24 protein-coding genes are annotated in these 25,916 nt (G+C 65.3%); 9 read left to right on the top strand and 15 right to left on the bottom strand.

Going from position 1 to position 25,916, the window contains the following annotated elements; translation table 11 throughout:
• Positions 1–19: 19 nt before the first annotated feature.
• The 4 genes from wtpA to MCUHO_RS00930 all read right to left on the bottom strand — a co-directional run bounded on the left by wtpA (position 20) and on the right by MCUHO_RS00930 (position 4,010).
• The gene (gene wtpA / locus MCUHO_RS00915) at positions 20–1,087 is read right to left on the bottom strand and encodes a tungstate ABC transporter substrate-binding protein WtpA (RefSeq protein WP_067072407.1); all 1,068 of its coding nucleotides are present in this window, start codon (positions 1,085–1,087) and stop codon (positions 20–22) included.
• Between the two features lie 120 nt (positions 1,088–1,207).
• Complete coding sequence (locus MCUHO_RS00920) at positions 1,208–2,293, bottom strand: ABC transporter ATP-binding protein (protein ID WP_067072409.1); 1,086 nt, start codon at positions 2,291–2,293, stop codon at positions 1,208–1,210.
• 4 nt (positions 2,294–2,297) lie between these two features.
• Positions 2,298–2,993 (bottom strand): ABC transporter permease, encoded by a 696-nt coding sequence (locus MCUHO_RS00925; protein ID WP_067072410.1) that lies wholly within the window; start codon positions 2,991–2,993, stop codon positions 2,298–2,300.
• A 60-nt stretch (positions 2,994–3,053) separates the two neighbouring features.
• Positions 3,054–4,010, bottom strand: a complete 957-nt coding sequence (locus MCUHO_RS00930; RefSeq protein ID WP_067072411.1) for a substrate-binding domain-containing protein — start codon at positions 4,008–4,010, stop codon at positions 3,054–3,056.
• A gap of 128 nt (positions 4,011–4,138) precedes the next feature.
• Between MCUHO_RS00930 and hisD the strand changes: the two genes are divergently transcribed.
• On the top strand, positions 4,139–5,389 hold the full coding sequence (gene hisD / locus MCUHO_RS00935; RefSeq protein WP_067072412.1) for a histidinol dehydrogenase: 1,251 nt from the start codon (positions 4,139–4,141) through the stop codon (positions 5,387–5,389).
• Between the two features lie 595 nt (positions 5,390–5,984).
• Here hisD and MCUHO_RS00940 read toward each other — a convergent pair.
• Together MCUHO_RS00940 and MCUHO_RS00945 are read right to left on the bottom strand one after the other, a co-directional pair.
• Entirely contained in the window at positions 5,985–6,908 is a 924-nt protein-coding gene (locus MCUHO_RS00940) for a HEAT repeat domain-containing protein (RefSeq protein WP_235808107.1), read from the bottom strand.
• A 19-nt stretch (positions 6,909–6,927) separates the two neighbouring features.
• Complete coding sequence (locus MCUHO_RS00945) at positions 6,928–7,860, bottom strand: HEAT repeat domain-containing protein (protein ID WP_067072418.1); 933 nt, start codon at positions 7,858–7,860, stop codon at positions 6,928–6,930.
• Positions 7,861–8,026: 166 nt separating this feature from the next.
• Between MCUHO_RS00945 and MCUHO_RS00950 the strand changes: the two genes are divergently transcribed.
• Both MCUHO_RS00950 and MCUHO_RS12180 read left to right on the top strand, forming a co-directional pair.
• The gene (locus MCUHO_RS00950) at positions 8,027–10,492 is read left to right on the top strand and encodes a heavy metal translocating P-type ATPase (protein ID WP_067072420.1); all 2,466 of its coding nucleotides are present in this window, start codon (positions 8,027–8,029) and stop codon (positions 10,490–10,492) included.
• A complete protein-coding gene (locus tag MCUHO_RS12180) occupies positions 10,482–10,631 on the top strand; it encodes a YHS domain-containing protein (RefSeq protein WP_084385848.1) in 150 nt (49 codons plus the stop codon). The genes MCUHO_RS00950 and MCUHO_RS12180 overlap by 11 nt, the downstream gene beginning before the upstream one ends.
• Positions 10,632–10,777: 146 nt before the next feature.
• On the opposite strand, the gene MCUHO_RS00955 is transcribed toward MCUHO_RS12180, so the two are convergent.
• The 3 genes from MCUHO_RS00955 to MCUHO_RS00965 form a co-directional block, all read right to left on the bottom strand.
• Complete coding sequence (locus tag MCUHO_RS00955) at positions 10,778–11,731, bottom strand: HD domain-containing protein (RefSeq protein ID WP_067072423.1); 954 nt, start codon at positions 11,729–11,731, stop codon at positions 10,778–10,780.
• Between the two features lie 194 nt (positions 11,732–11,925).
• Positions 11,926–12,639, bottom strand: a complete 714-nt coding sequence (locus tag MCUHO_RS00960) for a dolichyl-phosphate beta-glucosyltransferase (RefSeq protein ID WP_067072425.1) — start codon at positions 12,637–12,639, stop codon at positions 11,926–11,928.
• Positions 12,633–13,148, bottom strand: a complete 516-nt coding sequence (locus MCUHO_RS00965) for a DJ-1/PfpI/YhbO family deglycase/protease (protein ID WP_011844704.1) — start codon at positions 13,146–13,148, stop codon at positions 12,633–12,635. The genes MCUHO_RS00960 and MCUHO_RS00965 overlap by 7 nt, the downstream gene beginning before the upstream one ends.
• A gap of 259 nt (positions 13,149–13,407) precedes the next feature.
• Between MCUHO_RS00965 and MCUHO_RS00970 the strand changes: the two genes are divergently transcribed.
• Positions 13,408–16,020, top strand: a complete 2,613-nt coding sequence (locus tag MCUHO_RS00970; protein WP_067072427.1) for an SdrD B-like domain-containing protein — start codon at positions 13,408–13,410, stop codon at positions 16,018–16,020.
• Positions 16,021–16,377: 357 nt separating this feature from the next.
• The gene (locus tag MCUHO_RS00975) at positions 16,378–16,869 is read left to right on the top strand and encodes an SdrD B-like domain-containing protein (RefSeq protein ID WP_084385849.1); all 492 of its coding nucleotides are present in this window, start codon (positions 16,378–16,380) and stop codon (positions 16,867–16,869) included.
• Positions 16,870–16,887: 18 nt separating this feature from the next.
• Here the strand turns inward: MCUHO_RS00975 and MCUHO_RS00980 are convergent, their stop codons facing one another.
• A complete protein-coding gene (locus MCUHO_RS00980; RefSeq protein WP_084385851.1) occupies positions 16,888–17,103 on the bottom strand; it encodes a hypothetical protein in 216 nt (71 codons plus the stop codon).
• A gap of 122 nt (positions 17,104–17,225) precedes the next feature.
• Here MCUHO_RS00980 and MCUHO_RS00985 point away from each other — a divergent pair, with 122 nt between their 5' ends.
• Positions 17,226–18,872: an ATP-dependent DNA ligase gene (locus MCUHO_RS00985; protein ID WP_067072430.1), complete on the top strand. Its 1,647-nt coding sequence runs from the start codon at positions 17,226–17,228 to the stop codon at positions 18,870–18,872.
• 541 nt (positions 18,873–19,413) lie between these two features.
• On the opposite strand, the gene MCUHO_RS00990 is transcribed toward MCUHO_RS00985, so the two are convergent.
• The 3 genes from MCUHO_RS00990 to MCUHO_RS01000 form a co-directional block, all read right to left on the bottom strand.
• Positions 19,414–20,562 carry an Nre family DNA repair protein gene (locus MCUHO_RS00990; protein WP_067072484.1) on the bottom strand — a complete coding sequence of 383 codons (1,149 nt, stop codon included), beginning with the start codon at positions 20,560–20,562 and terminating at the stop codon, positions 19,414–19,416.
• Positions 20,563–20,564: 2 nt separating this feature from the next.
• A complete protein-coding gene (locus tag MCUHO_RS00995) occupies positions 20,565–21,599 on the bottom strand; it encodes a DUF2117 domain-containing protein (protein ID WP_011844697.1) in 1,035 nt (344 codons plus the stop codon).
• A gap of 98 nt (positions 21,600–21,697) precedes the next feature.
• Positions 21,698–22,384, bottom strand: a complete 687-nt coding sequence (locus MCUHO_RS01000; protein ID WP_011844696.1) for a TIGR00266 family protein — start codon at positions 22,382–22,384, stop codon at positions 21,698–21,700.
• 180 nt (positions 22,385–22,564) lie between these two features.
• On the opposite strand from MCUHO_RS01000, the gene MCUHO_RS01005 reads away from it, so the two are divergent.
• From MCUHO_RS01005 to MCUHO_RS01015, 3 genes are all read left to right on the top strand, one after another.
• Positions 22,565–22,849, top strand: a complete 285-nt coding sequence (locus tag MCUHO_RS01005; protein WP_011844695.1) for a hypothetical protein — start codon at positions 22,565–22,567, stop codon at positions 22,847–22,849.
• Between the two features lie 116 nt (positions 22,850–22,965).
• Positions 22,966–23,253 carry an HNH endonuclease gene (locus tag MCUHO_RS01010; RefSeq protein ID WP_235808108.1) on the top strand — a complete coding sequence of 96 codons (288 nt, stop codon included), beginning with the start codon at positions 22,966–22,968 and terminating at the stop codon, positions 23,251–23,253.
• Between the two features lie 25 nt (positions 23,254–23,278).
• A complete protein-coding gene (locus MCUHO_RS01015) occupies positions 23,279–23,551 on the top strand; it encodes a hypothetical protein (RefSeq protein ID WP_143706375.1) in 273 nt (90 codons plus the stop codon).
• A gap of 5 nt (positions 23,552–23,556) precedes the next feature.
• Here the strand turns inward: MCUHO_RS01015 and MCUHO_RS01020 are convergent, their stop codons facing one another.
• Together MCUHO_RS01020 and MCUHO_RS01025 are read right to left on the bottom strand one after the other, a co-directional pair.
• Positions 23,557–25,359 carry a YgiQ family radical SAM protein gene (locus MCUHO_RS01020; RefSeq protein WP_067072431.1) on the bottom strand — a complete coding sequence of 601 codons (1,803 nt, stop codon included), beginning with the start codon at positions 25,357–25,359 and terminating at the stop codon, positions 23,557–23,559.
• Positions 25,356–25,805: a PPC domain-containing DNA-binding protein gene (locus tag MCUHO_RS01025; protein ID WP_067072432.1), complete on the bottom strand. Its 450-nt coding sequence runs from the start codon at positions 25,803–25,805 to the stop codon at positions 25,356–25,358. The genes MCUHO_RS01020 and MCUHO_RS01025 overlap by 4 nt, the downstream gene beginning before the upstream one ends.
• Positions 25,806–25,916: the final 111 nt, after the last annotated feature.

Genomic DNA, 25,916 nt, shown 5'->3' on the forward strand with positions numbered 1-25,916 from the left:
CATAAAGAAAAAGAGGGGTTCAGGCCTTCATCTCGACGAGCGATTGGAGAGCGTCGGGGATGCTGCCGTAGCCGCCCGCGGGCACGATCGGGGGCTGACCATCGGCAGTGAGGATCTCCTGGCCGGTGGCGCCGATCAGCATCTCGACAAACTCGATGCCGAGGTCAGGGTGCTCGGCGATCTTCGGGACGGTCACGCCGTAGACGATCGGCGAGCCCGCGTAGCTCGTAGTGCCGTCACCCTTCTTTGCCTCGGTCTGGACGGTCGCGTAGTTCTCCGCGAAGTCTATCGAGGAGAGGTCGATCTCCTCGGGGAGTTCGATGAACTCGAGGTCGTTCTGGACGGCGACGCTGCGGTACTCCCATGCGTAGTCAAGCCCTCCGGACTGAACCATCTGGACGAGTTCGACGCTCTTCGGGCGGATCGTCAGGGTGGTGCTGTCGGGCTTCGGGTCGGCGGCGTGGATCGTGTAGACGCCACCCTCTTCGGTGACGGTGATCGCGCTGTGCTCGCTGACGAGCGTCTCGAAGATCTGGTCGTTCTTGTAGTAGGCCTCGGCGAGCTGGATCACCATCGGGGTGCGGTAGCCGCAGGGATCGGAGTTCGGGTCGGAGAAGCCCCACCGGACGCCGTCACGGTCGAGGATCTCGTACCAGTTCTCGGCGGTGATCTCGTCTGCGTACTTGCTCTCGTTAGAGTAGGTCAGGACCATCCGGTTCTTCGCGAACGTGAGGTACCAGTCGGCGTGCTCCGGGATCATCATCTCCGGGATGAGATAGTAGTCAGCAGAGGCGACGACGTCGGCGGGCTTGCCGTTCTCGGTCACCTTCTTGATGCAGTCGACGCTGCCGGCTGGCTCGAGGAGCACGGTGACGCCGGCATGTTCTGCTTCGAATTCTGCTTTCACCTTCTCAAACGGTCCGGTCAGGCTCCCGGCATGGAAGACCTTCACCTGGACGTCTTCGGCGGCGGTCGCCGTCGGCGTGGGGGTCGTCGTCGGGTCTTCGGTCGTCCCCGTGCAGCCGGAGAACAGAACCGCGGCAGCGACGATGAGACAGATAAACGCACATAGGCGGGTTAGTTTCATGAAATACGTTTGGCGGTGGCCCAATGTTAAAAGTATTCATCTCGGCAAATGTTAATCAAATTGATTTACCTGGCATTCCCGGACGGATCAGATTCCGGAGGAAAGGGCTTTGATGGGGATTCAGGCCCCTTTCCGCGGGATGAGATGAACCGCCTTCGCCTGGAGAGAGACCCAGACCTCCATCCCCTCGTGAAGATCGAGGGTCTCCGCCCTCCTCGCGGTCACGAGCGCGACGAGATCGCACCCGCAGTGCACCGTCACGTTCACGAACGGTGCCGTGGGCTCGATGGCGGTGACCGTGGTCGGGAACCTGTTCTCCGCCTCCTCGTGCATGGGCTCCCTCCGGTGCAGGGAGATGTCTTCGCCCCGGACGATCATCTCGACCTCGTCGGCGGGCGGCGGGGTCGCCGAGAGGATCTCTTTACCTCTTGCCTCCACCACGGTGAACTCTCCTCTCCGCGCGACGACCCGGCCGGGGAGGATGTTCTGGACGCCCACGAACCGAGCGATCCGCCGATCTTTTGGCTCGCGGAAGATCTCGCGGGACGGCCCGGTCTGGGCGATCGTGCCCTCGATCATCACCCCGACCCGGTGGGCAAGGCGCTGGCCCTGCGCCAGATCGTGGGTGCTTATGAGGACGGTCATGTTGGCCTCGCGGTTCAGGCGGGTCACGATCGCCTCGATGGTGGCGGTCGATGTCGGGTCCAGGTTCGCCGTCGGCTCGTCGAGGAAGAGGATCTCGGGATCGGTCACGAGCACCCGTGAGAGGGCCACCCGCTGCTGCTCGCCGCCGGAGAGATCGAGCGCCCGGCTCTTGATATAGCGGGAGAGCCCGACGGCTTCGAGGGCCTCCTTCACCTTCCGGTCGATCTCGTCGGCGGGAGCACGCCGGTACCGGAGCCCCATTGCGACGTTGTCGTAGACGGATGAGTTGAAGACGATCGGCCGCTGAAAGAGCATCCCCATCCGGCGGCGGAGGTCGAGCCAGCTGCCGCGCTCCGCGACCGTGTCGATCCCGAAGACCGAGAGCTGCCCATCGTTTGCGGGCTCGATCAGGTCGAGGAGCCGCAGAAGCGTGCTCTTCCCCGACCCGCTCGGGCCGATGAGCGCGAGGATCTCGCCTTCGCTGACCGAGAGGTCGACGTCGTGCAGGACTTCAAGGGTGCCGTAGGATTTTCTGATATTGTGAGCCTCGATGACTGTCATGGTATCACCGCTGCTGGACGAGCGAGAGGGCGATGTTCACCCCGAGTGCCACCCCGAGGAGAATGATCCCGAGCGCGATCGAGAGGGAGTAGTTCGCCATCGAGGTGTTGAGCGCGATCGCGGTGGTGAGGACGCGGGTCGCGCCCCGGATGTTGCCGCCGACGATCATCACCGTCCCGACCTCGGCGATCGCCCGCCCGAACCCGAGGAGGACGCCGGCCATCACCGCGAACCGGGCCTCCGCGATGATCGTCATGACCGTCTGGAGCCTGCTCGCGCCGAGCGCGGTGATCGTGTAGCGCTTGTCCCGGTCGATCCCCGAGAGCGCCGAGACCGTCAGCCCCATCAGGAGCGGGATGATGAGGACGGTCTGGGCGACGATCATGCCGCCGGGTGTGTAGAGAAAGCGAAGGAACCCGAAGGGGCCGATGTTTGAGAGGAAGAGGAAGATGACCAGGCCCACGATGACTGTCGGGAGCGCATACAGCGTCTGCAGGGTGGAGACGACCGCGTGCTTGCCCCGGAACTCGTAGAAGTAGATCAGCGCCCCGAGCGGCAGGGCGATCAGAGCGGCAAAGAAGGTGGCGGTGAGGGAGACGTAGAGCGAGCGGATGGTGATCTCCACCACCTGCGGGTCGAGGGTGATGATGAGCTCGATAGCCTCGATGAATCCCTCGATGATCGGGTTTCCGTTCACCATGCTGCCTCAACCTCCGGAATCCCTGTCACCCTGCCGATCACCTTGTTACCACTCCATGTTTCAGGCAGTCACCGGCTCCGCGCAGGTGCAGTTGAACGGCGGCTCGTTGCACTCGGGTGCGTAGAGGGGCGTAAAGAGCGGTTTGCCGAACTCCTCGGCCCCGAACTCGCCGATCATCTGCTTCGTCTCGTTCGTGGTGAGCCAGTCGATGAAGTCCGCGGCTCCCTCTGCGTTCACTCCGGGGTGCTCTTCGGGGTTGACGGCGATCGCGCTGTAGCGGTTCATGAGCTCCGCACCCTCAGCGACGACCGGGACGAGGTCCAGCCTGTCTGCGAACGAGAGGTAGGTTCCCTCATCGGAGAGGGTGTATGCCTGCTGCTCGTTTGCAAGGATCAGGGTGTCGCCCATGCCCTTGCCGGCCTCGACGTACCAGGCCCCGGCGTCAAGGACATCGGCCTCGTAGTCGTAGCCCGCCTCCCCCCAGAGCACCTTCTCCTGAGCGTGCGTCCCGGAGTTGTCGCCGCGGGAGACGAAGGCGACACCCTGCGTGTCGTTCGTGCCGGCGAGATAGATCGTCCGGAAGGCCTCCACCGGGGTCATGTTCGCGATCCCCGCCGGGTCGGACTCCGGCCCGACGATGATGTAGTAGTTGTAGGCGATGCACCGGGGATTGATCCCGAAGCCATCGTCGATGAACTGCTGCTCGAGGTCCGGGGCGTGGACGAGGACGAGATCGACGTCGCCGCGCCTCCCGGAGTCGATCGACTGCCCGGTGCCCTGGGCGATGAACTGGAGATCCATCCCGGTCTCCCCCTCGTAGATCCGTTCGAGCTCCGCGAGCAGCCCGGTGTTCTCCAGGCTCGTCGTGGTGGCTATCCTGAGTATGTTCCCCCCGCCGGCGGGAGCGGTGGGCGTCGCGTTATCGTCGGGCGCTGTCCCGGTGCATCCCGCGCATGCGGCAAATGTGAGCAGGATCGCAACGATGCCTGCCGTTAGAAGAGTAGTATCTGTCTTCATAGCAGCGCGTTAGAGAGCCCTCCTCGGATATATAATTACCCTCCTCGGAAAGTTAATGTGCTCCGTTCCGGGGGAGGTTGCCAGCGGGGTCGAAACCTTAACGCTCCCGCCCGCCGATTCTTTTCCTCATGTGGCAGGCGCTGGATATCGAGACCTGGATTGCCGGACGGCGGTCGGAGATCGGCCGGGTGAAGGATCCGGTCTTTGAGATCATCGGGAGGGTGCGGGCGGAGGGCGACGCCGCCCTGCTCGACCTGACGAAGAGGTTCGATAAGATCGATCTCGAGGAGATCGCCGTCTCCGATGAGGAACTGGAGGCGGCTTACGACGAGGTGGACGCAGAGCTGGTCACGAACCTCGTGGAGGCGGAAGAGCGGATCAGCCGGTTCCACGAACTGCAGCGCGGACGCGACCTCTGGCTGCAGGAGATGGAGCCCGGGATCACCCTCGGCGTCAAGACGACTCCGCTCTCCCGTATCGGCGCCTACGTCCCCGGCGGGCGGGCGGCCTACCCCTCGACGGCGCTGATGTGCACGATCCCGGCGAAGGTCGCGGGGGTCGCGGAGATCTGCTGCTGCACCCCGCCGCCGATCAACCCGATCACCCTCGTCGCGCTCGATATCGCCGGGGTCGACGAGGTCTACCGGGTCGGGGGAGCCCAGGCGATCGCGGCGATGGCGCTCGGGACGGAGTCGATCCCGCGGGTGGAGAAGATCGTCGGCCCGGGGAACGTCTACGTCACCGCAGCGAAGATGCTGCTCCGTGACGAGGCCGAGATCGACTTCCCGGCGGGCCCGAGCGAGATCGCGATCCTCGCGGACGGCACGGCGAACCCGACCTTCGTCGCGGCCGATATCCTCGCCCAGGCTGAGCACGACCCGAACGCCGCCTGCGTCCTGGTGACCACCGACGCGGCCGTCGCGGATGCGGTCGGTGCCGAGGTGAAGCGGATGGCCGGGGAGGCGAAGCGCCGCGATATCGTCGCAAAAGCCCTCGAGCACTCCGGCTACATCGTCGCCGCAGACATCGACGAAGCGGTCGCGACCGTCGACGGCATCGCCCCCGAGCACCTCTCTGTCCAGGTGGCCGATCCGCTCGCCGTCCTCAACCGCATCCGGAGCGCCGGGTCGATCTTCGTCGGCCCCTACGCGGCAGTGGCCTGCGGCGACTACGCCTCGGGGACGAACCACGTCCTCCCGACGGCGGGCTACGCCCGGCTCTACTCCGGCCTCGACGTGAACCACTTCTGCCGCCGCTCGACCGTCCAGATGATCACGCGGGAGGGGCTTGACGCGATCGGCGACATTGTGGAGACGATCGCCGACGCGGAGGGGCTCCACGCCCACGCGGAGTCGGTGCGGGTCCGGAGAAGGGGATAAGCGAATAATTCATCTTATCGAGACTGTGCTATAGGAGAGCTGCTGGGAGGTCTGATTGCTTCTCGAACTCCAACATTCGGACCAGTCACAACCCCATGCACGGCTTTCCACTGGATATCGTCATTAGGGGGTGGGGCTGACGGGGAGTGCGACGTTCCGGAGAACGACTGTCCGCAGGATGCGATGGCCCGCAGGGCCGGAGCTTGAGAAACCCGAAGGGTTTCGGACAGGAGTTCGAGAAGCCGTCAGGCTTCGAGGAACGGAGCTCGACCACCGTCAGGTGGGAAGGGAGCATCCCCCCCTCAAAACTCTTCGAGTTTCTCATGCTCGCTGCGCTCGCACTCCCCGTTGTCCCCACAGCGAAACCCTTCGGGTTTCTCGAACTCCTGCCGTTCCGGCAGTCGTTCCCCCCTCCGTGGCGATATTCCCACAGTCCAGTGTACCGGAATTTTTCACAGCCACGACCGTCCTGTCAGCCATACAACAACTTATCATCGTCGTAACCTGCTTTATCCAACCCCACCGGCCCCTATACCTCGTCCAGAAACAGGAGTCCTCACTCCGGTCATCTCAAAAACAGAAAAGGTAAGATGAATTATCGAGATGTCGGCGCCGACGGCTCCGGAGCGGCCTCCCCACGGGCCATCCGGATGCTCTCGATCGCGTCCTCTGCGACGCTTCTCTCGTCCTGATCCCCGCTCCGGGCAAGAGCCTCGAGGGCGTCGATCGCCCGTGGGTTGCCGATGTACTTGAGCGCACCCGCTGCGTAGAGCCGGACGTTCCGGTCGGCATCCTTCGTCGCCGTGACGAGGGGCTCGACCGCGGCATCGCCCATCCGCATGAGGGCGCCCGCCGCCGCGCCCCGGACATCGTCGTCGCTGTCCCGGAGCGCCCCGATGAGGGGCTCGACCGCCGAGGAATCCCCGCTGTCCCCGAGGACGCCGGCCGCGAGGATCCGGGTGTCCGGGTTCTGATCGGCAAGCATCCGGCGAAGCGGCTCCGTCGCTCTCTCGCCGAACTTCGCTATCGCTCCCGAGGCCTGGCACCGGATGTCGTCGTTCTCGTCCCCGAGCGCCCGGGCGAGCGGTTCCACCGCGGCAGGATCGTCGATCTCGCCGAGGATGGCGGTCGCATAGACCCGCCGGATATCCCTCGCGGTATCAAGCTCCCAGGTTCGGCCGCCTGGCCCGGTCACGGTCGGCGGGCTCACGCCCTCCTCCTCCTCCCCGTACTTCCCCGACGCCTCCGGGTTCTCGAGGAGTTCGACCAGCGGCCCGACCGCCGGGCTCCCGAGCAGTGTGAGCGAGTCCGCCGCCGCCTCCCGCACCGCCGTCAGCGGATCGCCGAGCGCCCGGACGAGCGGCCCGACCGCCTCGGCACCGCCGAAGTCCCCGAGCGCCAGGGCGGCCCGCTGGCGGGTCAGGCCGTCGCTGCTGCGGAGCGCCTCGATCAGGCCGTCGACATCCTTCTCCGCTCTCAGCAGATCGATGTTGAACCGCTTCCCCATGTCTTGCTCCAACGCTTTCACCTCCGTCTCGTCACCGGATCGTCGGCGGGACGGGTGTGCCCATCCCACGCTTCTGCCGGAACCGCTCCATCCCGTCCTCGGCCGCCCTCCGGACGGCGGGGTCGGTGTCGGAGAGCGACCGGCCGAGCGCCCCTTCCGCCCGCGGATCGGCGATCTCGCCGAGGATGACGGCGGCGTAGGCCCTGCGCATTCCCGTGCCGGGCACGGCGCCTTCCGTCACGACGCCTGCCCTCCTCGCGCCGGGGAAGAGGGCCTCGTGCGCCTCTGCATCTCCCGGGCCGCCGAATAGGTCGTGCTGCGCGATTGCAGGGTGACGGAGGCTTTTCATCGTCCCGACGTCTCCGGGACCGCCGAGAAGATCGTGCTGGGTGATCTCCTCCTCCCCTTCGACCGCCCTTCGGGCTCCCCTTCTCCTGATATCCTCCGGGCCGCCGAAGGCGTCGTGCTGGGCGAGCCCCTCCTCCATGTCGCGGGCTCTTCCGCCTCCTGCCTCCCGGATATCCGCGGGTCCGCCGAAGGCATCGTGCTGCCTGATGCCTCCCCGGTGCCGGAGCGTCCTCTTCGTGGGCGGTATACCTTCGGGCCCGCCGAGGAGATCGACCTGTGTCAGCCCTTCCCCGGGTGCTTCCCGCGGAAGCCCGTACCCGGTCGCAGCATCACGACGTTCGAGGACGTCGATCAGCGGTTCGACCGCCGGCGTCCCGACCATGACGAGCGCGTTCGCCGCCCCTTCCCGGACGCCCTGTGCCGGGTCGGTGAGCGCCCGGATGAGGTGTTCCACCCCCCGCCACTCCCCGAGTGCCCCGAGGCTGAGGGCGGCCGTCCGGCGGGAGGCCGGATCGCCGCTCTGCAGCGCCTCGATCAGGCCGTCGATGTCCTGTCTCGATGCCAGGTGCCCGACATCGTACTGCTTCTCCCCTGCGGGAATATCCCTTCTCTGCATCACAATCACCTCAGGATGGGGCGATATAATCGTCCAGAAGTATAATAATATTGTGTATAAAAATCGCCATACGTTGTATTGAGAATCCGGCCTCTTCCAGGGTGGGGTGCGCGAAGACAGGCCGGTGAGAGCAGGTATTTTATCCGCGCAGAGCGAGGGGAGTATCATGCCGGAGGAGAAGAGAAAGGCGGAACTGAAGATCTCCGGGATGCACTGTGCGTCCTGTGCGCTCAACGTGGAACGCGCTCTCCAGGGCCGGGACGACGTCTACGACGCCCGGGTCAACCTCGCAAACGAGACCGCCGTCGTCGAGTACGACCCGGCGAAGACAACCCTCGCCGACCTTGAGAGGGCGGTCACTGACGCCGGCTACGAGGTCGTGAGGAACGAGGCCACCATCCGGATCGGCGGGATGGTCTGCGCCTCGTGCGCTCAGGTGATCGAGGCCTCGCTCGGCGACATCGACGGGGTCTACGATGCCCGGGTCAACCTCGCAAACGAGAACGCGCGGGTCGTCTACAACCCCGCGCTCGTTACGACATCGGATATCCGGGCCGCCGTCGAGGATGCCGGCTACCAGTATCTCGGGCTCGAAGAAGAGATCCCCGAGGATGTCGAGGCCCGGATGCGGGAAGAAGACCTCCGGGACAAGTTCCGGCGGTTTGTCGTCGGGTTCGCGGTGAGCATCCCGCTCTTCTTCTACATGCTCTTCGGGATGCCGGGGGCGGCCGCCCTTCCGGTCTCCATGAACCTCGTCATGCTCGTCGTCACCCTGCCGGTCTTCCTCTACGTCAGCGCCCCCATCTTCCGGGCAGCGGCCGCTGCGCTCCGGAACCGTGCGCTGACGATGGACGTCATGTACGCGATGGGGATCGGCGTCGCCTACGGCGCAAGCCTCCTCGGGACGTTTCAGATCGTCCTCACCCCGGACTTCAACTTCTACGAGACCGCGGTGATGCTCGCGGCGTTCCTGACCCTCGGGCGCTACCTCGAAGCCCGGGCGAAGGGGCGGACGTCCGAGGCCATCAAGAAACTGATAGGACTCCGCCCGAAGACCGCGACGGTGATCCGGGACGGCCGGGAGGTCGAGGTTCCGGTCGAGACCGTCGTCGTCGGCGACGTCATCCTGGTCAGGCCGGGCGAGAAGGTGCCGGTGGATGGGACGGTCGTCGGCGGCGAGAGTTCGGTGGACGAGTCGATGATCACCGGCGAACCCATCCCGGTCGATAAAGCAGAGGGCGACGAGGCCGTCGGCGGCACCCTGAACGTGAACGGCGTGCTTCAGGTCAGGGCCGAGAAGATCGGGAAGGATATGGTGCTCGCGCAGATCATCAGGCTCGTCCGGGACGCCCAGGGATCGAAGCCCCCGGTGGAGCGGATCGCCGATGTCGCGGTCTCCTACTTCATCCCGGTCGTCCTCGCGATCGCGGCCGGTGCCTTCCTGGTCTGGTACGTGGGGCTCAACTCCTCGCTCCTCTTTGCGCTCACGGTGCTGATCTCCATCCTGGTCGTCGCCTGCCCCTGTGCGCTCGGGCTCGCCACCCCGACCGCCGTGACCGTCGGGATCGGCCGGGGCGCCGAACTCGGGCTGCTGATAAGAAACGGCGAGGCGCTCGAGGTCTCGGAGAAGCTGACCGCGGTCGTCTTCGACAAGACCGGGACGCTCACGCGGGGGAAACCCGACGTCACCGATATCGTCGCGTTCGGGGTTCCGGAAGACCGGCTGCTGGCGGTCGCCGCGGCGGTCGAGAAGAACTCGCAGCACCCGCTCGCGGAGGCGGTCGTCCGGCGGGCGGAGAGTGCCGGGGTCAGCGTCCCGGCATCGGAGCGGTTCACGACCTTCGGCGGCCGGGGGGTCAGCGCCGTCGTGGAGGGGAAGGAGGTCCTTATCGGGAACCAGCCGTTCCTCATGGAGCGCGGCATCGCCGTCCCGCCGAAGGCCGGGATGCGGGTGGCCGCGTTTCAGGACGTGGGGAAGACCGCGGTCTTCGTCGCCATAGGCGGCGACCTCGCAGGCATCATCGCCATCGCCGATACCCTCAAGCCGACGACGCGGGTTGCCGTCGCGGAACTGAAACGGATGGGCCTCTCGGTGGTGATGATCACCGGCGACAACGAGCGGACGGCGAACGCCATCGCCCGCGAGGTCGGGATCACGGACGTCCATGCCGGGGTGCTGCCGCAGGAGAAGGCCGAGGAGGTCCGGGCCCTCCAGGTGCGGGGCGAGGTCGTGGCCTTCGTCGGCGACGGGATCAACGACGCCCCGGCGCTCGCCCAGGCGGACGTCGGGATCGCCATCGGGAGCGGAACCGACGTCGCCATCGAGAGCGGGGATATCGTCCTCATCCGCGACGATCTCGTCGACGCCGTCGCAGCCGTCGAACTCTCCCGGAAGGTGATGAGCCGGATCAAGCAGAACCTCTTCTGGGCGTTCGCCTACAACTCCGCCCTCATCCCCCTCGCGGCAGGCGTGCTCTACCCCTTCTTCGGCATCACCTTCCGGCCGGAGCTTGCGGCGCTCGCGATGGCCCTCTCGTCGGTGACGGTCGTATCGCTCTCCCTGCTGCTCAAGACTTATATACCTCCGGTGAAGAGAGGAATCCTGTCGGAGGTCGATACCTATGGCAGTTGATCCGGTATGCAAGATGGACGTCGACGAGGCGAGTGCGAAGTTCACGTCCGAGTATAAGGGGAAGACCTACTACTTCTGCGCCCCGGGCTGCAAGAAGCTCTTCGAGCGCGACCCCGAAGCGTACCTGAAGGGGTCGTAACATTTTTACCCCAAAAGGATCCCTGGATGGATCACAAAGCCCTTATACTCAAAGAATAATAGGATATTCTTGAATCCGGTCAAGGATTATTGTTATTTTTGATATAGCAGCATATGGTTTACGCCGCCGCGTGCCCACGGCATCTTTCAGAACCGGTAGACCGGCTGCCGCGTCCGTGCTCCCAGTCGTTCCTCTCCCGGATTAAGAGCGCTCGCGTCGTCGCAGACGCTCCGGAGGGTGGCGCTCGCGTTGTCGGCGAAGTGAACCGCCCAGGCCTCGGGTGTCCGGGGCTGAACCTCGCCGTGGGGGCCGTGGTGCGACATCACGATATGGAGGATGTGGCTAAATCGCGCGAGATCGACCCCGGCGGAGTACTTCATCAGCGCCGCCGCCCCGATCGCCGTATGCCCGACGAGCGTGTAGTCGGGGAGCGCGACGAACGAGAACCCCCGACGGCAGAAGCAGGATGCTTTGCCGACGTCGTGGAGGAGTGCTCCGGCGAGGAGGACGTCGGTATCCATCTGGGCCCGACAGACGCTGCCCGCGAGGTTCGCCGCAATTTCCGCGGTCTCGAGGGTGTGCTCCGCAAGGCCTCCCATATAGTCGTGGTGCCGGCGTTTGGCCGCGGGCACCTCGAAGAACCCGGGCGTATCGTTCATCACCCTCGAGACAAGGGAGAAGACGCCGGGATCTTCGATCTGGGCGGCCATACGCCCGAGTCCCCGGCGGACCGCGTCGTTGTCGGTGGGGGCATGGACAAACCAGGACGGATCGAGGAGGTCTCCCCGGATCGGGTCAGCCAGGTTCGCGATCCCGTCGTTCACGTTTACCTCGCAGGTGCCGTTGAACTCCTTCGCGTATCCCTGGATCCGGTAGACCTCGCCGGGCCGGATAGCACGGCAGAACGTCTCGATCTGCTCCACGCTGAGCTCGGGCGTCCCCCAGACCTTGCAGGTTCCCCGTCCGGTCTTATCGGAGATGGCAAGCTGGATGTACTTGCCGCCCCGCTTCTCCCGGAGTTCTGCAGCGTCCACCACGAAGGGCGCATCGACCTGCACGCCCCCATTGATCTCCTCCACGAATAGTGTCTTCTCAAACACCCTGATCAGTGCTCCTGCAAGAATCTGTTCGCCCGGAGAGCCTTAAAACCCGGCGGTTCGCTCTGGTGGGGAGAACCGTTCGGTCTCACGCAGAAAAAGAGAAATCCTTTCGGTAGTCTGGCACTCTCCTCACACCTATCGGTGTTCAAACGCCTGCCTGTAGGGCAGTCGCATTCCTGCGCCCCCGGATCCCCTCACCCGAACCGGAGGCGGATCATCCCGAGCAGCATCGCCTTCGCGTCCGAGGTCATCACCTTCGACTCGTCCCGGTTCTCCCAGGTGATCGGCACCTCCTCCACCCGGTAGCCGCTCCGGCGCAGCCGCCAGAGGAGTTCGACGTCGAACTCGAACCCGGTCGACCGGATTGAGGAGAGAACCTCTCTGAGTGCATCTTTCCGGAAGACTTTCGCGCCGCACTGGGTGTCGCGGTAACCGAGCCCGAAGAACGCCTTGACCATGAGGTTGAAGAGGCGGCTCTCGACCCGGCGCCGGAACCCCTGCCGCACGGGGAGAACCGAGCCCTCGACCCAGCGCGAGCCGATGGCGCCGTCGGCGGTTGCGAGACGGTCGAAGAGCCGCTCCATCTCGGATAGCGCGGTCGAGCCGTCCGCGTCCATGTAGCCGACGAAGGGTGTCTCCGCCGCCGCCATCCCGGCGACGACGCCTCCCCCTTTCCCGAGCCGGGCCGGAAACGCCAGGCACCGGATGGAGAGCGACGGGTGAGCCTCCGCGAACGTACCGACGATCTCTGCAGTGGCGTCGGTTCCGTCGCAGACGAAGACGAGTTTGCCTCGGAAACCCGAGACGTCCTCGAGGAGCGACCGGATCCGCCGCTCTTCGTTGTATGCGGGGATCACCAGGGTGCAGTCTGCCGGTCTCACGCCGCCGGCGCGTGTATCGTCTAGCATTCCAGTTTCGTGATGATGGTGTCGGCGAACTGTGCGGCGGCCTCGGGGCCGTTCGCGGTCACGACCTGCATATCGGCGACGACGGGGATCTCAAGGAGGTTTGCTCCCGCCTTCTTCATCTCCGCGACGGCCGCCGGGCTCCTGTATACCGTCGCATGACGCCCGGCGAGGATGCCCGCCCGTGCCAGCACGACCGGCGCGAGGCAGATGGCGGCGACGACCTTGCCCTGTTCGAAGAACGAGCGGACGAGATCCCGGAGCCGTTCGCTTCCCCAGAGATGCTCCTCGGAACCGCTGCCGCCCACGATCACGATCCCGACATAATCGTCGGGATCCGCGTCCTCAAACGTCATGGCCGCCTCCACGGTGCATCCCAGCATCCCCGTGCACGTGCCGGCGACAGTAGAGGCGAGATCGACGCCGATTCCCGCCTCTTCGAAGGTGTGTCTCGGGATCTCCAGTTCCTCGTCCCTGAACCGTTCAGGTGCAATCGCAAGCAAGAGTTTCATACGGGTCTTCTATCAAGGATTTGTTCATAAGCGTATTGATGGTTGTGGAGCGGGGTCGTGCCCCCGGAGAGAATGCCCGGGAACATCCGGGCCGTGTTTTGAAATAAGATTATTATAATAATTGCGCCATTGAAGTGCAGACCCCGCGCCGGCGTGAGACCTGAAGGCTCTGCCGGAGGTTCGGCCTTCGTTCGTATCGGGCCGTCCCCGGCACGGAGTAGAGGCCCGTTCCCGGGGTGGAGACAAGGAGAGGTAGACGATGCGACGCGGCACCTGTTTCTGGATCGTCCTGCTCTCGGCACTCGCGCTTGTCGTGGGTGCGGGGGCACAGACGGGAGATCCTGCGGTTATCTGGAACCGGACGTATGGAGGACCTGACACATACGACGCGGCCTACGCGGCCGTTCCCGACCCCGGCGGAACCGGGCTATTCCTTGCCGGGGAGACGGCGTCGTTCGGTGCGAAGACGGACGCCTGGGTGATCCGGCTCGCGCCGGACGGGGGCGAGGAGTGGAACAGAACATACGGCGGGGAGGAGGCCGACGCTGCGCATTCCATCATCAGAACCAATAGCAGCAACCTCCTCTTCGCCGGGAACCTCACCCTGGTCACGAACGGGACAGAGGCGGACACCGATGCCTGGCTCGTGGAGATAGACCCCTCCGGCGGCGAGGTCTGGAACCGGACGTACGGCGGCCCTGACGTCAACGCCACGGCCGCCGCGGTTATCGAGGCGGAGGACGGAGGCTACGTCTTCGTCGGCTCCATCACGCCGCGGGAAGGGAATGAATCATCGGCCTGGGCGGTCAGGGTAAACGAGGTGGGTGATGAGACCTGGAACCGGACGTTCGGCGGAGCCGGGGAGAATGCCGCGAACGCCGTCACCCGGATCCCCGGTGGGGACTTCGTCGTTGCCGGCAGCACCGGGTCCTCGGGAGCGGGCATGGCCGACGTCTGGGTGGTCCGGCTGGACGGATCCGGTAGCGAGGTCTGGAACAGGACGTTCGGCAGCCCCGACGACGATGCCGGTCGGGCGGTGATCAACACCTCTGAGGGCAACCTGCTCGTCGCCGGCACGTTCACGGAGCGGCCGGACAACACGACGGTCGATACCGACGCCCTCCTCATCAAGCTCACGCCCGACGGGGATATCGTCTGGAACTGGATCTACGGCGACTTCGGCGTGAACGAGACGGCGGCGGCCGTCATCGAGACTCCGGACGGCGGCTACCTCTTCGCCGGGGAGACGGCTTACCCCGGGGTGGACGATACCGACGCCTGGCTGGTCGCGACCGACGCCGACGGGGCGGTGGCGTGGAGCCGGACGTTCGGCGGTATAAACTCCGACGATGCGGCCGCATCGCTCATCGAGTCCGCACCGGGTGAGTTCGTCTTCGCAGGGATGTTCAACGCCACGGTGAGCGGAGGGACGGCGAATATGGATGCCTGGGCGGTGAAACTGGGGCCGGAGCCCACGCCGACGCCGACACCGACCGCTACCCCGACTGCTACCCCGACACCCGTGCCCACGGCGACACCTTCCAAGCCCTCGAAAGCACCGATAATCTCCCAGAAACCCCCGGTACCAACCGAAACGATGACTGCCGCCCCGTCACCGGCTATGACGGTTCCGACGGGAACCACCTCACCGTCTCCGACAGCGGCTCCTACGGCGCCCTCCTCGCCCGGACCCACCTGGACGACGACGCCCACGGCCGCGCCGACGGTGACGGGCGCACCGTCACCGACCATGACGGCCGGGCCGTCTCCGACCATGACGCCGGTCGGCAACGACGACGATGACGATGATGACAATGACGACGGCAATAACCAGACCGGCGGCGCGGCAAACGAATCGCTCTCGGGGACGGTCTGGTTCGACCTGAACGGTGACGGCGCCCGCGATCCCGGCGAGCCGGGTATCCCCGAGATCAGCGTGCGGCTGATCGGCCAGCGAACCATGATGGACTATACCACCACCGGCCCGGACGGGTCATACCGGTTTGGGGCCATCCCCTCCATCGGTTACGCCGGTGTTGAGTTCATTCTCCCGGACGGGTATTCCTGCACCGTCCCGGGCCTGGACAACCATGCCGCACCTCTCGGCACGGACGTGATATTCGCCGAAGGCGGGGTCGACAGGCAGACCCTGGATGCGGGGCTCGTCGGAGATCTCCTGCCCGGAACCCCGGCAGCGTCCTACGGGTGGGTGCTCGGGACGGTCTGGAGCGACGATAGCCGGGACGGTATCAACGACGAGGCCTACGGCCTGACGGACGTCGAGGTCCGCCTCCTGGACGCGGGCGGGAACGTGGCGGGATCGACCCGAACCAGGTATCACGACAGTCACTTCTCCATGTATCTCTTCGGCCCGCTCCCGCCCGGGGAATACTCCGTCGCGTTCACTGCGCCGGAAGGTTACGTCTTCACGAGTCCCGGCCGGGACAGCTACGCCGACCCCTCGACCGGGGCGACCGGCCCGTTTACGGTCGGCGGGGGGGAAGCGGTCGTCAGGGGTGCGGGGCTGTTCCTCTCCCCCGCCCCGATCCCCTCGCCCGGTGAGCCGGAGATTAAGCCCTCAGTTGAGAACGGGACGGACGATGAGCAGGAGCAGCGGGACGATGTGGCTGATGGCGAGGACTCTGAGCCGGGCGGGCCGGCCGTGACCGACGGCCCGGAGGCTCCGGTGAACGAGACCGCCGACGACGGCGATGCCGCCGGCGAGCGGGAACCCGTGTGGAAGATCGGTGACGATTGGGACGAGGTTAGAGACAACGACGACCGGAAAGAGATTAAAGACGATGACCGGGAGAAAGCGGATGAGGTGGGAGAGAGCGACCGGCGTGACGACGGCAGGGACGAGGATGATTGATCGGGAGGAGTAAAGCGGCGTTCGGCAGAGGCGGTGCGCGCTCATTCTATGGTTTTCTGACCGGCACGGCTTCCTGCTCACCATCGGTTCGGGTCATGGAGGTCCGGGCATTCTCTGTTTTCATGGCGATAACAGCGCGGATTGGTCGGCCGAACCCGGGGACGCCCGACGCATCTCTTCCGGATTAATAAAAATATTAATATAATATAATGCCTATCAGAGACCGAACCCCGGGGCCGGTAACGGATCGGAAAAAATCCCGACCCTGCAGGCTACCAGAAAGCGGTGCCGGGAGGCATTGCGACTGCATCACCGGGGTTACACGCCCGGAGCGTCCGGGCAGACGAGGTGAACCGAGTGAGATACATCAGCGTTCTTGCAGCAGTCATCGTATCAGCGTTCGTATTCGGTTCGATCGCAGGCGCCGTCGTCACGGCGGAGCCCGGATCGGGTGCAGTGTATGAGAGAACCGTCGGCACGATCGGGGGCACGATCTTTTTAGATGCCGACGCGAACGGCGTCCAGAACCCCGGCGAGTGGGGGCTGAGCGGCGTCGTCGTCCACCTCCTCGACGCCGCGGGGGAGCGGGTTGCAACGGCGGAGACGTTCGCCCACGCCTGTGAGGGGCTTTATATCTTCAGCGGCGTCACCCCGGGGAACTACACCGTCGAGGTCGTCCCGCCGGAGGGCTATGGTTTCACCGTCCCCGGCATGGGGGCTCCCGGGGAGACGGCGAGCACCGTCGATGCTGCGAACGGCACGACGACCGCCATCGACCTGACAGAAGAGATGGTTCAGATGATGGATCTCGTCGTCAGGGATGCCGGCCTGGTGCCGGCCGCTGCCTGACGGCGATCAAACATTTTTTTACTGGTGTTCCGCGACGTGTTTCCGGAGCATCGTTCCGGGTTTGTAGCGGTCGGCGATCTCGAGCGCCGTCTTCCGGAGAGCCGCGTGCTCCACGATGCACGACTCCGGCGGAGCCGCGTTCCGAAGGATCTGGGAGGTGTTCTCGGTTATCTGGATGAGCTCCGTTGCTATCAGGGCGTTGAGCCAGACGAGGTCGCGGAGCATCTCTTTCATTTCTTCGTCCTGGTGCATGGATACAAATGGGCGGTGCTTCCACATCAATCGTGCCGAACCGGCCGCGGCAGAACAGAAGGGTTGATTGACCCCGCCGGGAAATACTTCAGGAGATTATGGGTATGCAGTTTCTGGAGTTCGCTCAAGTCTGCGAGCACCTTGAAGGGACCCCCGGGCGCCTCGATATGATCGAGCAGGTCGCCGCCGTTCTTCCCCGGCTCGACGACGAGGAGCTCCCCGTCTTCGTCCGGTTCGTCATGGGCAGGGTCTTTCCCGACTGGAGCACCAAAAAACTCGGCGTGGGCCCGAACCTTCTCTACGACGCCGTGGCCTACGTCGTCGGGACGAAGCGGGAGACCGTCCGCGAGGCGATCAACACGACCGGGGACGTGGGTCTCGCCGTCGAGGGGCTCCTTGCACGGAAGGAGCAGACATCGTTCTTCATCCAGGAACTCGACCTCCTCGACGTCTACCGGGAACTCGAGCGGATGGCGGCCGCCGAAGGACAGCGGTCGCAGCGGGAGAAACTCCGCGTGGCGCAGGGCCTCTTCGGGAACGCCCGGCCGCTCGAGGGGCGATACCTCGCGCGGCTGATGCTCGAGGAGCTCCGGATCGGGATGGGGGAAGGGAACGTCCGCGACGCCGTCGCGAAGGCGTTCGAGCTTGACGTCCGCCTGGTCGAGCATGCCCACCAGGCGCTGAACGATCTCGGGGAGGTCGCCCTCCTTGCCCGGCGCGACCCCGACGCGCTCTCCGGTGTGACGATCGAGCCGTTCCGGCCGGTGAAGATGATGCTCGCGCAGGCGGGAACCATCGCCGCCCAGATTGAGGATCACGGCGAGGTGGCGGTCGAGTACAAGTACGACGGGAGCCGGTTCCAGTTCCACAAGGTGGGCGATGTCTGCCGGATCTACTCGCGGAGACTGGAGGACGTCACGGAGAGCCTCCCCGACATCGCGAACCTCCTCCTGGAGGCGACCGACCACGACGTCATTCTGGACGGGGAAGCGGTCGCCGTCCGCGACGGGAAGCCCATGCCGTTCCAGTACGTGATCCGGCGGTTCCGGCGCAAGCACGAGGTGGACTCGATGATGGAGAAGATCGAGCTCGTGCCGATGGTCTTCGATATCCTCTACCTGGACGGCGAGACGCTGATGGATCGCCCCCTCGCGGAGCGGCGGAAAGCCCTCGACGAAGTGCTCGGCGCACACGTCGCTCCGCAGTTCCCGGCCACCGACGCGGCCGCGGCGGAGGCGATCTACGCCGAAGCCCTCGACCTCGGGCACGAGGGCGTGATGGTGAAGGTTCTCGACTCGCCCTACACTCCCGGCGTCCGGGGCCGCCTCTGGGTGAAGGTCAAACCCGGCGTCGAGACGCTCGACCTCGTGGTCGTGGGGGCGGAGTGGGGCGAGGGCCGGAGGGCCGGGACGTTCGGCTCGTTCCTGCTCGCGGTGCAGGATCAGGGGCGGCTCCTCCCGGTCGGGAAGGTTGCGACCGGGATCACGGACGAGGTGCTGGCCGACCTTTACGCCCTCTTCAAGGATAAGGTGATTGCCCGCTCCGGAAAAGAGGTCACGCTCGAGCCGGAGGTGGTCTTCGAGGTGGGCTACTCCGAGATCCAGACGAGCCCGAACTACGAGAGCGGTTACGCGCTCCGGTTCCCGCGGTTCGTCAGGGTGCGCGAGGACAAGAGCGTCGACGAGGCCGAGACCCTTGAAGCGCTCGTCGAGCGCTACGCCCGGCAGAAGAATGGACTGGGGTCTCTTTAAAAATCGCTTTTGCTGCACCCTCTCCTGTTTATTCCAGATGGTCGCAGTCCTGAGGCACTCCGGGGCACGGCTTTCCACCGGCTTCGCACCTTCGGTGCTCTAGCTCCGGTTCTCGAAGACCTCCGGCCTTCTCGAACTCCTGTCCTAAGGACAGTCGTTCTCCGAACCATCGCTTATCGCCATGACTGCCCCCGCCCCTGGGGAGGGGTGCGACGGGTCGTAGAGTGCGACTGCCGGAACGGCAGGAGCATGAGCACCGAAGGTGCGGAGGAGGAGCGCGAAGTGCGGGCGGGGTGGGGTCGATGATATCTGCGATCCTGGCGAGTTGGAGACAGGGGAGGGGGAGACCCCCTTCCCACCTGACGGTGGTCGAGCTCTGCTCCTTCGGAGCATCGCACTCCCCGTCTGTCCCTCCCCCCATGGCGATATCCCCACGGTCCACTGCAAGGGACATGCTGAGAAAAGACCGATCCCGGGGGCAAGCGGAGTTCTGCACCCCCACCTCCAGGAAGGGGTGACTAGATTAAGGCTTCAGAAGGCCCTAAAACTCAAACAACGTCTTCTGCGTCGTGAGTTCCGGGATGAGCCTGCTGTGGGGCTGCCAGTGGGTGAACCCGATCCGCCGGGAGGCAACGTCGATTGCCTGGCGAAGATCGGCGCACGGGGTCTTCTCGCCCTGCATGGCGTTCCGCGTCGCCTCCCGCACGACCCAGGTGCCGAGCGGCGCCCAGTACTCGCCGGTGACGTTTCGAAGGACGAGCACCCGTGCCGAGCGGCGCACGCTCTCCAGATACTCCGCGACCGCGAGGCGCGCCGAGTAGTACGCCCCCGCGATCGGGGAGTAGCCGGACTTGGTGAGCCCTTCGCCGTCCACGGCGATCGTCTCGTTCCCGCCGCCCCAGAGCGACTGTTTTCCCCAGACCTCGATCATCTCGAACTTCCAGTCCCCGGGGACGAGGAGGCAGACGATCTGGTTGCCGTAGAGTCCGCCGGAGAAGACCTCTATCCCGGAGAGCGGAGGGTAGCGGACGATCTTCTTCTTCAGTTGCTTTGAGACGGTGTCGTCGACCGCCGTGATCGCCCACCGGGTGGGGACGACCCGCCGCTTCTTCTCGCTCCCGAGAAGCCCGGCGGTGAGGAGCTGGGTGATCCGGTAGACGTCGGTGCCCGAGGCGTTGAGGATCTCGCAGGCGTCGGTCGCGGAGAGATCGGTGTCCGACGTCGCCCGGTCGACCGCCCGGTCAACCCGGGCGTTCCCGAGGACGTCCATCTTTTTGATGGCGCCGGTGAGCCCGACCGGGGCGATCGTCCCGTCGAACCGGAGGTCGAAGGCGACGGGTTTCGTGAACCGGACTTCCACGTCGAGCGGCAGGCTCGAGAGCGCGATCTCCTGGATGTTCCCGGAGAGATTCTTCGCCTCGCCGGCACCGCGGATCGTCCGGGCCCGGAGCCCCACGATGTCCTCGATCCCGAGCCCCTGCGCCACCCAGTCCGGCGGATGGTCGGCGTCGTCGATCATCAGCGGGCCGCCCGCGACCTTCGGGTAGCCGTAACTCCCCACAAAGACCGACGGCGCTGCTCCCTGGTAATGGTCGCTCTGCCGGACCGGGAGTTGCGCATAGAACCTGCTCATGATAGGGCAGCGTTCGAGCCCGCAGAACCCCCTTCCCTTACACTCGGCGCATCGCATGCTCATCCTCCACGAAGGTCGAGGACGACCCGCACTCTCCCTGCGAGGACGCGGAGCGTCTCCTCGACCCACTCCTCCCATGAAGCGGTCTCGAGATCCCGGACGGCCGCAAGTTCCCGCCCGACGTCGTCGTCGCGGCCGTCCAGAACCTCGACCACTACCGACCCGGGCGCGTACCCGGGTGTCACGATGGCGTCGGCGTCCCCGTCGACCACGCCGAAGACCGGGATGCCGGAGTGCGAGCAGATGTGCCCGCAGACGGCCGTGGTATCGTCGCCGACGGCAAGGACGCCGGAGATATCCTCCCCGATCTCGCGGTAGAGGGTATGGCCGCAGTGGTCTATGACCGCGACCCGGCCCCCGCGGCGGGCGCGCTTGCCCTGCCGGGGCGAAACCTTCCGCACCGGCCCGCTCTTGCACCAGGCTTTCCGGATATCGGGAAGACCCGCGCGGAGGAGTTTCTCAAACCCGTGCGGTTTCGGATCGAGCCCCGAGACTGCCCGGAGCGTCCCGTTCTCGCTCGCGAGGACGACCGTCTCCGCCGTCGCGATTCCGATGACAAACCCGTTCACGAAGACCGCCTCCCCGGGCAGGCACCCACGAACCTCCCGCACGCCTTCCCGCCGGGCGGCGTCGCTCTCTATAGAGACGAGGGCGTAACCCGTCAGCCGTGCGATCTCCTCAGCGAGCGTGCTGTCCCCGCGGTTCCAGCAGTAGACGGTGCCGCTCGAGGTCTCGACGTGGACGAGCCCCGGGAGCCTGCCGGCGACAAGTTCGCCGAATATCCGCCCGGACTCCGGGGTCTTTCCCCGGTTGACCAGGCATGCACGCTCCGAGATGCCCCCGAGCACCACGCTCGGCCGCTCGTCCGTGCAGACGACCGGGAGCCCCGACTCCTCGGCGGCCGTCCGGGCCATCACCCCCGCGACCAGCACCCGCCGGGGCGAGAGCAGATCGATCAGCCGCCCGACGTCGCCGGCATCGAAGGCCTCGGGGCCGTGCACCACCATGACGATGTCCGCCGTCGGGGAGGTCATACCCTGATCTTAGGTCTTCGAGGACTATCAGGTTACCTCTGCGGGCTTGCGGATGATGGGTGAGAAGGCCCCGTCCATAAGGGTGGGATGGTGTTCAACTATCCCGACGAGTTCTGGATTGGGAGGTAGGGGATCAGGGAACTCGCGAGTTTCGCGATATCCATCGACTGCATGACGACCTTGCCCGGCCCGGTCAGCGTCGTCAGGAAGAGTCCTTCGCCGCCGAAGAAGACGGTCTTCACGCCGCCGGCAACCTGGATGCTGTAATCGACGGTGCTCTCGAACCCGACGACGAGGCCCGTCTCGACCTTGACCACCTCGCCCGGCGCAAGCGTCATCTCCATGATGTCGCCGCAGCAGTGAAGGAACGCCTTCCCGCTGCCGGAGAGCCTCTGGAGGATGAACCCCTCGCCGCCGAACACGCCCGACCGGAGTTTCTTCGTGAACGCGATGTCGAGGTCGATGCCCTGTTCGGAGCAGAGGAACGCGTCTTTCTGGGCGATGAACTCGTTCCCGTTCAGGTCGAGGGTGAAGATCTTTCCCGGGACGTTCCCGGCGAACGAGACGAACCCCTCTCCCCCCTGTGGGGTGAACTCGGTCATGAAGAGCCCTTCGCCGGTCATCATCCGCTTGAGCCCTTTGAAGAGCCCGCCCTTCATGTTGGTGGTCATCTGCATATTCCCGCTCATGTTGACCATGGCGCCGGCCTCGGCGCAGGCTTTCTCGCCGGGGGCGAGGCGGAGTTTCACCATCTGGAGGTTGTCTCCGGTGATCTCGTATTGCATACCGGAATATCTTCCGTTTTGGGTAATTGGTCTTTTCTCTTTGGTCACGGGACGCCTGCGGCAGTTTTTTGGGAACTACGGAGCGGACGGCTTAATAGCGATCGATGCCGTAACGATCGTTATGCGGAACGGATTGTCTATCATCCGCTTCATCGACGTTCCGGCCGGTGAGGTGGCAACATGAGGATGATCGCTACCATCCTGCTCATCTTTGCCGTTTTAGCTGCTGCCGCCGCCACGCCGCCCGACGCCGACGCACCGGGAAGCGTGCTCGAGACGCTCGAATCGATCCGGGAGGTTGTCGGGGAGCTCGCGCAGACCGGTGCCGACCTGCTCTCGTTCGCCCGCGACGTCCTCGGGTGGCTCGAAACGGGGATCGGGTATCTCGAACGCCTGATGAACCTGGCGGAGTCGGGGATGGGTTTCGTGAACGAGACCGTCGAACGGGTTGCATCTTCCCCCTGAGTTCCGGGCGGGGAATTCGTCTGCACCCTGCCGCCGGTGCAGGTTTTTCTTCTTTCTTGTGCTGTAGTCCGACGCAGAATCGCAAAGTATATCATCTGGAAAAATAATTTCTCCGCGTGACATCCGATCGCGGGACTCATGCCGCGGTGTACCCCGACGATGCGCCTATCGGGGATGCGTATCTCACGCACGAGGCCGTCCAGGCCATCCTCGAGCGGCAGAAGAATCTTTGCGCCGGGTGCAGCGTCTCGCTCGACGCCGGATCGACGCACTTCGATCTCTGGCGGCCGGCGATCTGCGGCGGGCCCCGTACGCTCGGGAACCTGGCAGCCCTCTGCCCCTCCTGCCACCGGAACCATATGCGCCGGATCCGGGAGGAGTTCGCCGACCATAAGAATAAGTAACTCTCAGAACCCATCACCGATTATCATGCCCTGCAGAAAGAGTGTACCGCAGACGGAATCATGGCGTTCGACGGCCATGCGGACGGCAAGCGATCTTGCAGAGCGGGTAGCGCTCCCCTCGTCGCCCCATCACGAATGGCGCTCCTGCACGATGCGGGTGGCGAGCGACGTCTTCACCCCCGGGACGGCAGCCAACTTCGCGGTCACGCTCGCGGTGACGACCCTGGTGATCCCCCGAATCCCGAGCCGGGCGCTCGCGATCGCCGCCGGGTTCGCCGTCAGTTCGGCCCTGCGCTGATACCCTTACCGTTTTTTCTTCCGTCTTGCCGGGACGAGGCATCCCCACGCGCTCCCGATGAGGTCTTCCCTCCCGGCGGCGCGGAGCCCTTCGCAGACGAGCCCGTAGTTCTCCGGGTCGCGGTAGTGCATGAGCGCCCGCTGAACCCTCTTCTCCCGGCCTTTCGGGACGTAGACCTCCTCGAGGGTGAAGGGGTCGAGCCCGGTGTGGTAGATGGTCGTCGAGATGCTCATCGGAGTCGGCGTGAAGTCCTGAACCTGCTCGGTGTAGAGGCCGGTGTCCCGGAGATACTCGGCGAGTTCGACCATATCGGCGATCCGGCAGCCGGGATGGCCGGACATCAGGTAGGGAACGAGATACTGCCGCTTCTTCTTTCCTTCCTGGAGGGCCTCGAACCGTTCGCGGAAGGCGTCAAAGGCCTCTCGTGAGGGCTTTCCCATAGAGGCGAGGACCCGTTTCGAGACGTGTTCGGGTGCGACCTTGAGGTGCCCGGAGACGTGGTGGGTAGAGACCTCCGAGAGGTACTCCCGGTCATCCGGACTGATTAAGTCGTAGCGGATGCCCGATGCGATGAAGACCCGTTTGACCCCCGGTATCTCCCGGATGCGCCGGAGCAGGCTGACCTGCTCCTCGTGGCTCCGGTCGAGTGCGGGGCAGTCGATGCAGCGGCGGTCGGGGCAGGTGCCGGCGGTCTCCCACCGGCTGCAGTGGATGCCGTACATGTTCGCAGTCGGCCCCCCGACGTCCTGGACGACCCCGGTGAACTCCGGCATCTTTGCCATCCGCTCCACCTCGCGGACGATCGAGTCCGCGCTCCGGCTCTGGATGATCCGGCCCTGGTGGTGGGTGAGGGCGCAGAACGAGCAGGCGCCGAAACACCCCCGGTGGGTGACGACCGAGAACCTGACGGGTTCGAGGGCGGGTATGGGTTCGGTGTAGGAGGGGTGGGCTCTCCGCGTGTAGGGGAGTTCGTAGACCCGGTCGAGTTCGTCGCCCGAGAGCGGCATCGCCGGCGGGTTCTGGACGACGACGGTCTTTGGGTGCGGCTGGGCCACGGGCCTGCCCCGGAGAGGATCCTGCTCGGCGTAGTGCATCGCGAACGCCTTTGCGTAAGCATACCGGTCATCTTTCACCTCTGGGTAGCCGGGGAGGACGACGTAGCCGGACTGATCCATCCCCCGCCAGACCTTCTTCTCGACGCGGTAGGCGGTGCCGGGGACCTCGGTGAGGGCTCTTGCGGTCTCTCCGGCCGCGAGGCGGTCGGCGATCGCGACCACCTGGCGCTCGCCCATCCCGAAGACCAGGAGGTCGGCGGGGGCGTCGGCGAGGATGGACTGCCGGACGGCGTCTGACCAGTAGTCGTAGTGGGCGAACCGCCGGAGGCTCGCCTCGATCCCGCCGATGACGATCGGTGTCTCCGGGAAGAGGGCGTGGATGCGGTCGGTATAGACCAGGGTCGCCCGGTCGGGCCGGAGAAGCCTCCCCCCCGGCGAGTAGACGTCCGAGTGCCGGCGCTTGAGGTTCGGCGTGAAGGCGTTCACCAGTGAGTCGACGTTTCCCGCCGAGACCGAGAAGAAGAGCCGGGGCTCGCCGAGACGTCGGAGGTCGTCGCCGCTCTTCCAGTCGGGCTGGGCGATGACGCCGACCGTGTAGCCGGCGTCGACGAGAACCCGGCCAAGGAGCGCTGTCCCAAAGGAGGGATGGTCGACGTAGGCGTCGCCGGTGACGAGGATGATGTCGAACCGGTCGATGCCGAGCCGTTCCGCCTCCGCGACCGTCATCGGGAGGTATTCCGGCTGCCCGGTCATGGGAGCGTCCGGTCGAAGACCGGGAGGTTGACGCCGGTCTTCTCGTCGGGGAGCCGTTTTGCGGTGATGCCGACGAACTCCGTGACGATCGCTTCGATCACCAGGTAGACCTCCGCCTTCTCCCGGAGGCACCCGGCAAGCGACCGTATCCCCTTCCCTGCCGCCGTATGGAGGTGGATGGACGGCCCGTCCTCCCCGGGGTAGATGGTCGCGAACCCGAGGAGTTCCCAGCCCCCGAATATCTCTTCGCCCCGCGGTGCCGGTGGGATGACCGGCTCTTTCGGCCCCGTCACGATCGTTGCCGACCGGACGGCGCCGAGGAACTGGATCGTGCCGCACCTGATGTTCATCGCCGTGACGAACCGCTGGATCTCCCGAAGAAAGTCCTCCCCGTCGTCGATCCGGACGGTGAAGACCCTGCCGACCTGTCCTTCCGAGTACTGCATGGACTCAACTCTCCTGATATGATGGTGTCGCCTGATATTATTAGTGCCTGACCCGCTGCGTATACGGGCAGTTATATACCCGGCCTGCGATGATCCAGTGTCCTGCGGGCG

It is taken from the genome of Methanoculleus horonobensis, assembly GCF_001602375.1.
Classification (GTDB): Archaea; Halobacteriota; Methanomicrobia; order Methanomicrobiales; family Methanoculleaceae; genus Methanoculleus; species Methanoculleus horonobensis.

Bases quoted from the DNA above. Each gene is read 5' to 3' on its own strand.
- wtpA (WP_067072407.1), bottom strand. From the start codon at position 1,087: ATGAAACTAACCCGCCTATGTGCGTTTATCTGTCTCATCGTCGCTGCC.
- MCUHO_RS00920 (WP_067072409.1), bottom strand. From the start codon at position 2,293: ATGACAGTCATCGAGGCTCACAATATCAGAAAATCCTACGGCACCCTT.
- MCUHO_RS00925 (WP_067072410.1), bottom strand. From the start codon at position 2,993: ATGGTGAACGGAAACCCGATCATCGAGGGATTCATCGAGGCTATCGAG.
- MCUHO_RS00930 (WP_067072411.1), bottom strand. From the start codon at position 4,010: ATGAAGACAGATACTACTCTTCTAACGGCAGGCATCGTTGCGATCCTG.
- hisD (WP_067072412.1), top strand. From the start codon at position 4,139: ATGTGGCAGGCGCTGGATATCGAGACCTGGATTGCCGGACGGCGGTCG.
- MCUHO_RS00945 (WP_067072418.1), bottom strand. From the start codon at position 7,860: ATGCAGAGAAGGGATATTCCCGCAGGGGAGAAGCAGTACGATGTCGGG.
- MCUHO_RS00950 (WP_067072420.1), top strand. From the start codon at position 8,027: ATGCCGGAGGAGAAGAGAAAGGCGGAACTGAAGATCTCCGGGATGCAC.
- MCUHO_RS12180 (WP_084385848.1), top strand. From the start codon at position 10,482: ATGGCAGTTGATCCGGTATGCAAGATGGACGTCGACGAGGCGAGTGCG.
- MCUHO_RS00960 (WP_067072425.1), bottom strand. From the start codon at position 12,639: ATGCTAGACGATACACGCGCCGGCGGCGTGAGACCGGCAGACTGCACC.
- MCUHO_RS00965 (WP_011844704.1), bottom strand. From the start codon at position 13,148: ATGAAACTCTTGCTTGCGATTGCACCTGAACGGTTCAGGGACGAGGAA.
- MCUHO_RS00970 (WP_067072427.1), top strand. From the start codon at position 13,408: ATGCGACGCGGCACCTGTTTCTGGATCGTCCTGCTCTCGGCACTCGCG.
- MCUHO_RS00980 (WP_084385851.1), bottom strand. From the start codon at position 17,103: ATGAAAGAGATGCTCCGCGACCTCGTCTGGCTCAACGCCCTGATAGCA.
- MCUHO_RS00985 (WP_067072430.1), top strand. From the start codon at position 17,226: ATGCAGTTTCTGGAGTTCGCTCAAGTCTGCGAGCACCTTGAAGGGACC.
- MCUHO_RS00990 (WP_067072484.1), bottom strand. From the start codon at position 20,562: ATGCGATGCGCCGAGTGTAAGGGAAGGGGGTTCTGCGGGCTCGAACGC.
- MCUHO_RS00995 (WP_011844697.1), bottom strand. From the start codon at position 21,599: ATGACCTCCCCGACGGCGGACATCGTCATGGTGGTGCACGGCCCCGAG.
- MCUHO_RS01000 (WP_011844696.1), bottom strand. From the start codon at position 22,384: ATGCAATACGAGATCACCGGAGACAACCTCCAGATGGTGAAACTCCGC.
- MCUHO_RS01005 (WP_011844695.1), top strand. From the start codon at position 22,565: ATGAGGATGATCGCTACCATCCTGCTCATCTTTGCCGTTTTAGCTGCT.
- MCUHO_RS01015 (WP_143706375.1), top strand. From the start codon at position 23,279: ATGCCCTGCAGAAAGAGTGTACCGCAGACGGAATCATGGCGTTCGACG.
- MCUHO_RS01020 (WP_067072431.1), bottom strand. From the start codon at position 25,359: ATGACCGGGCAGCCGGAATACCTCCCGATGACGGTCGCGGAGGCGGAA.
- MCUHO_RS01025 (WP_067072432.1), bottom strand. From the start codon at position 25,805: ATGCAGTACTCGGAAGGACAGGTCGGCAGGGTCTTCACCGTCCGGATC.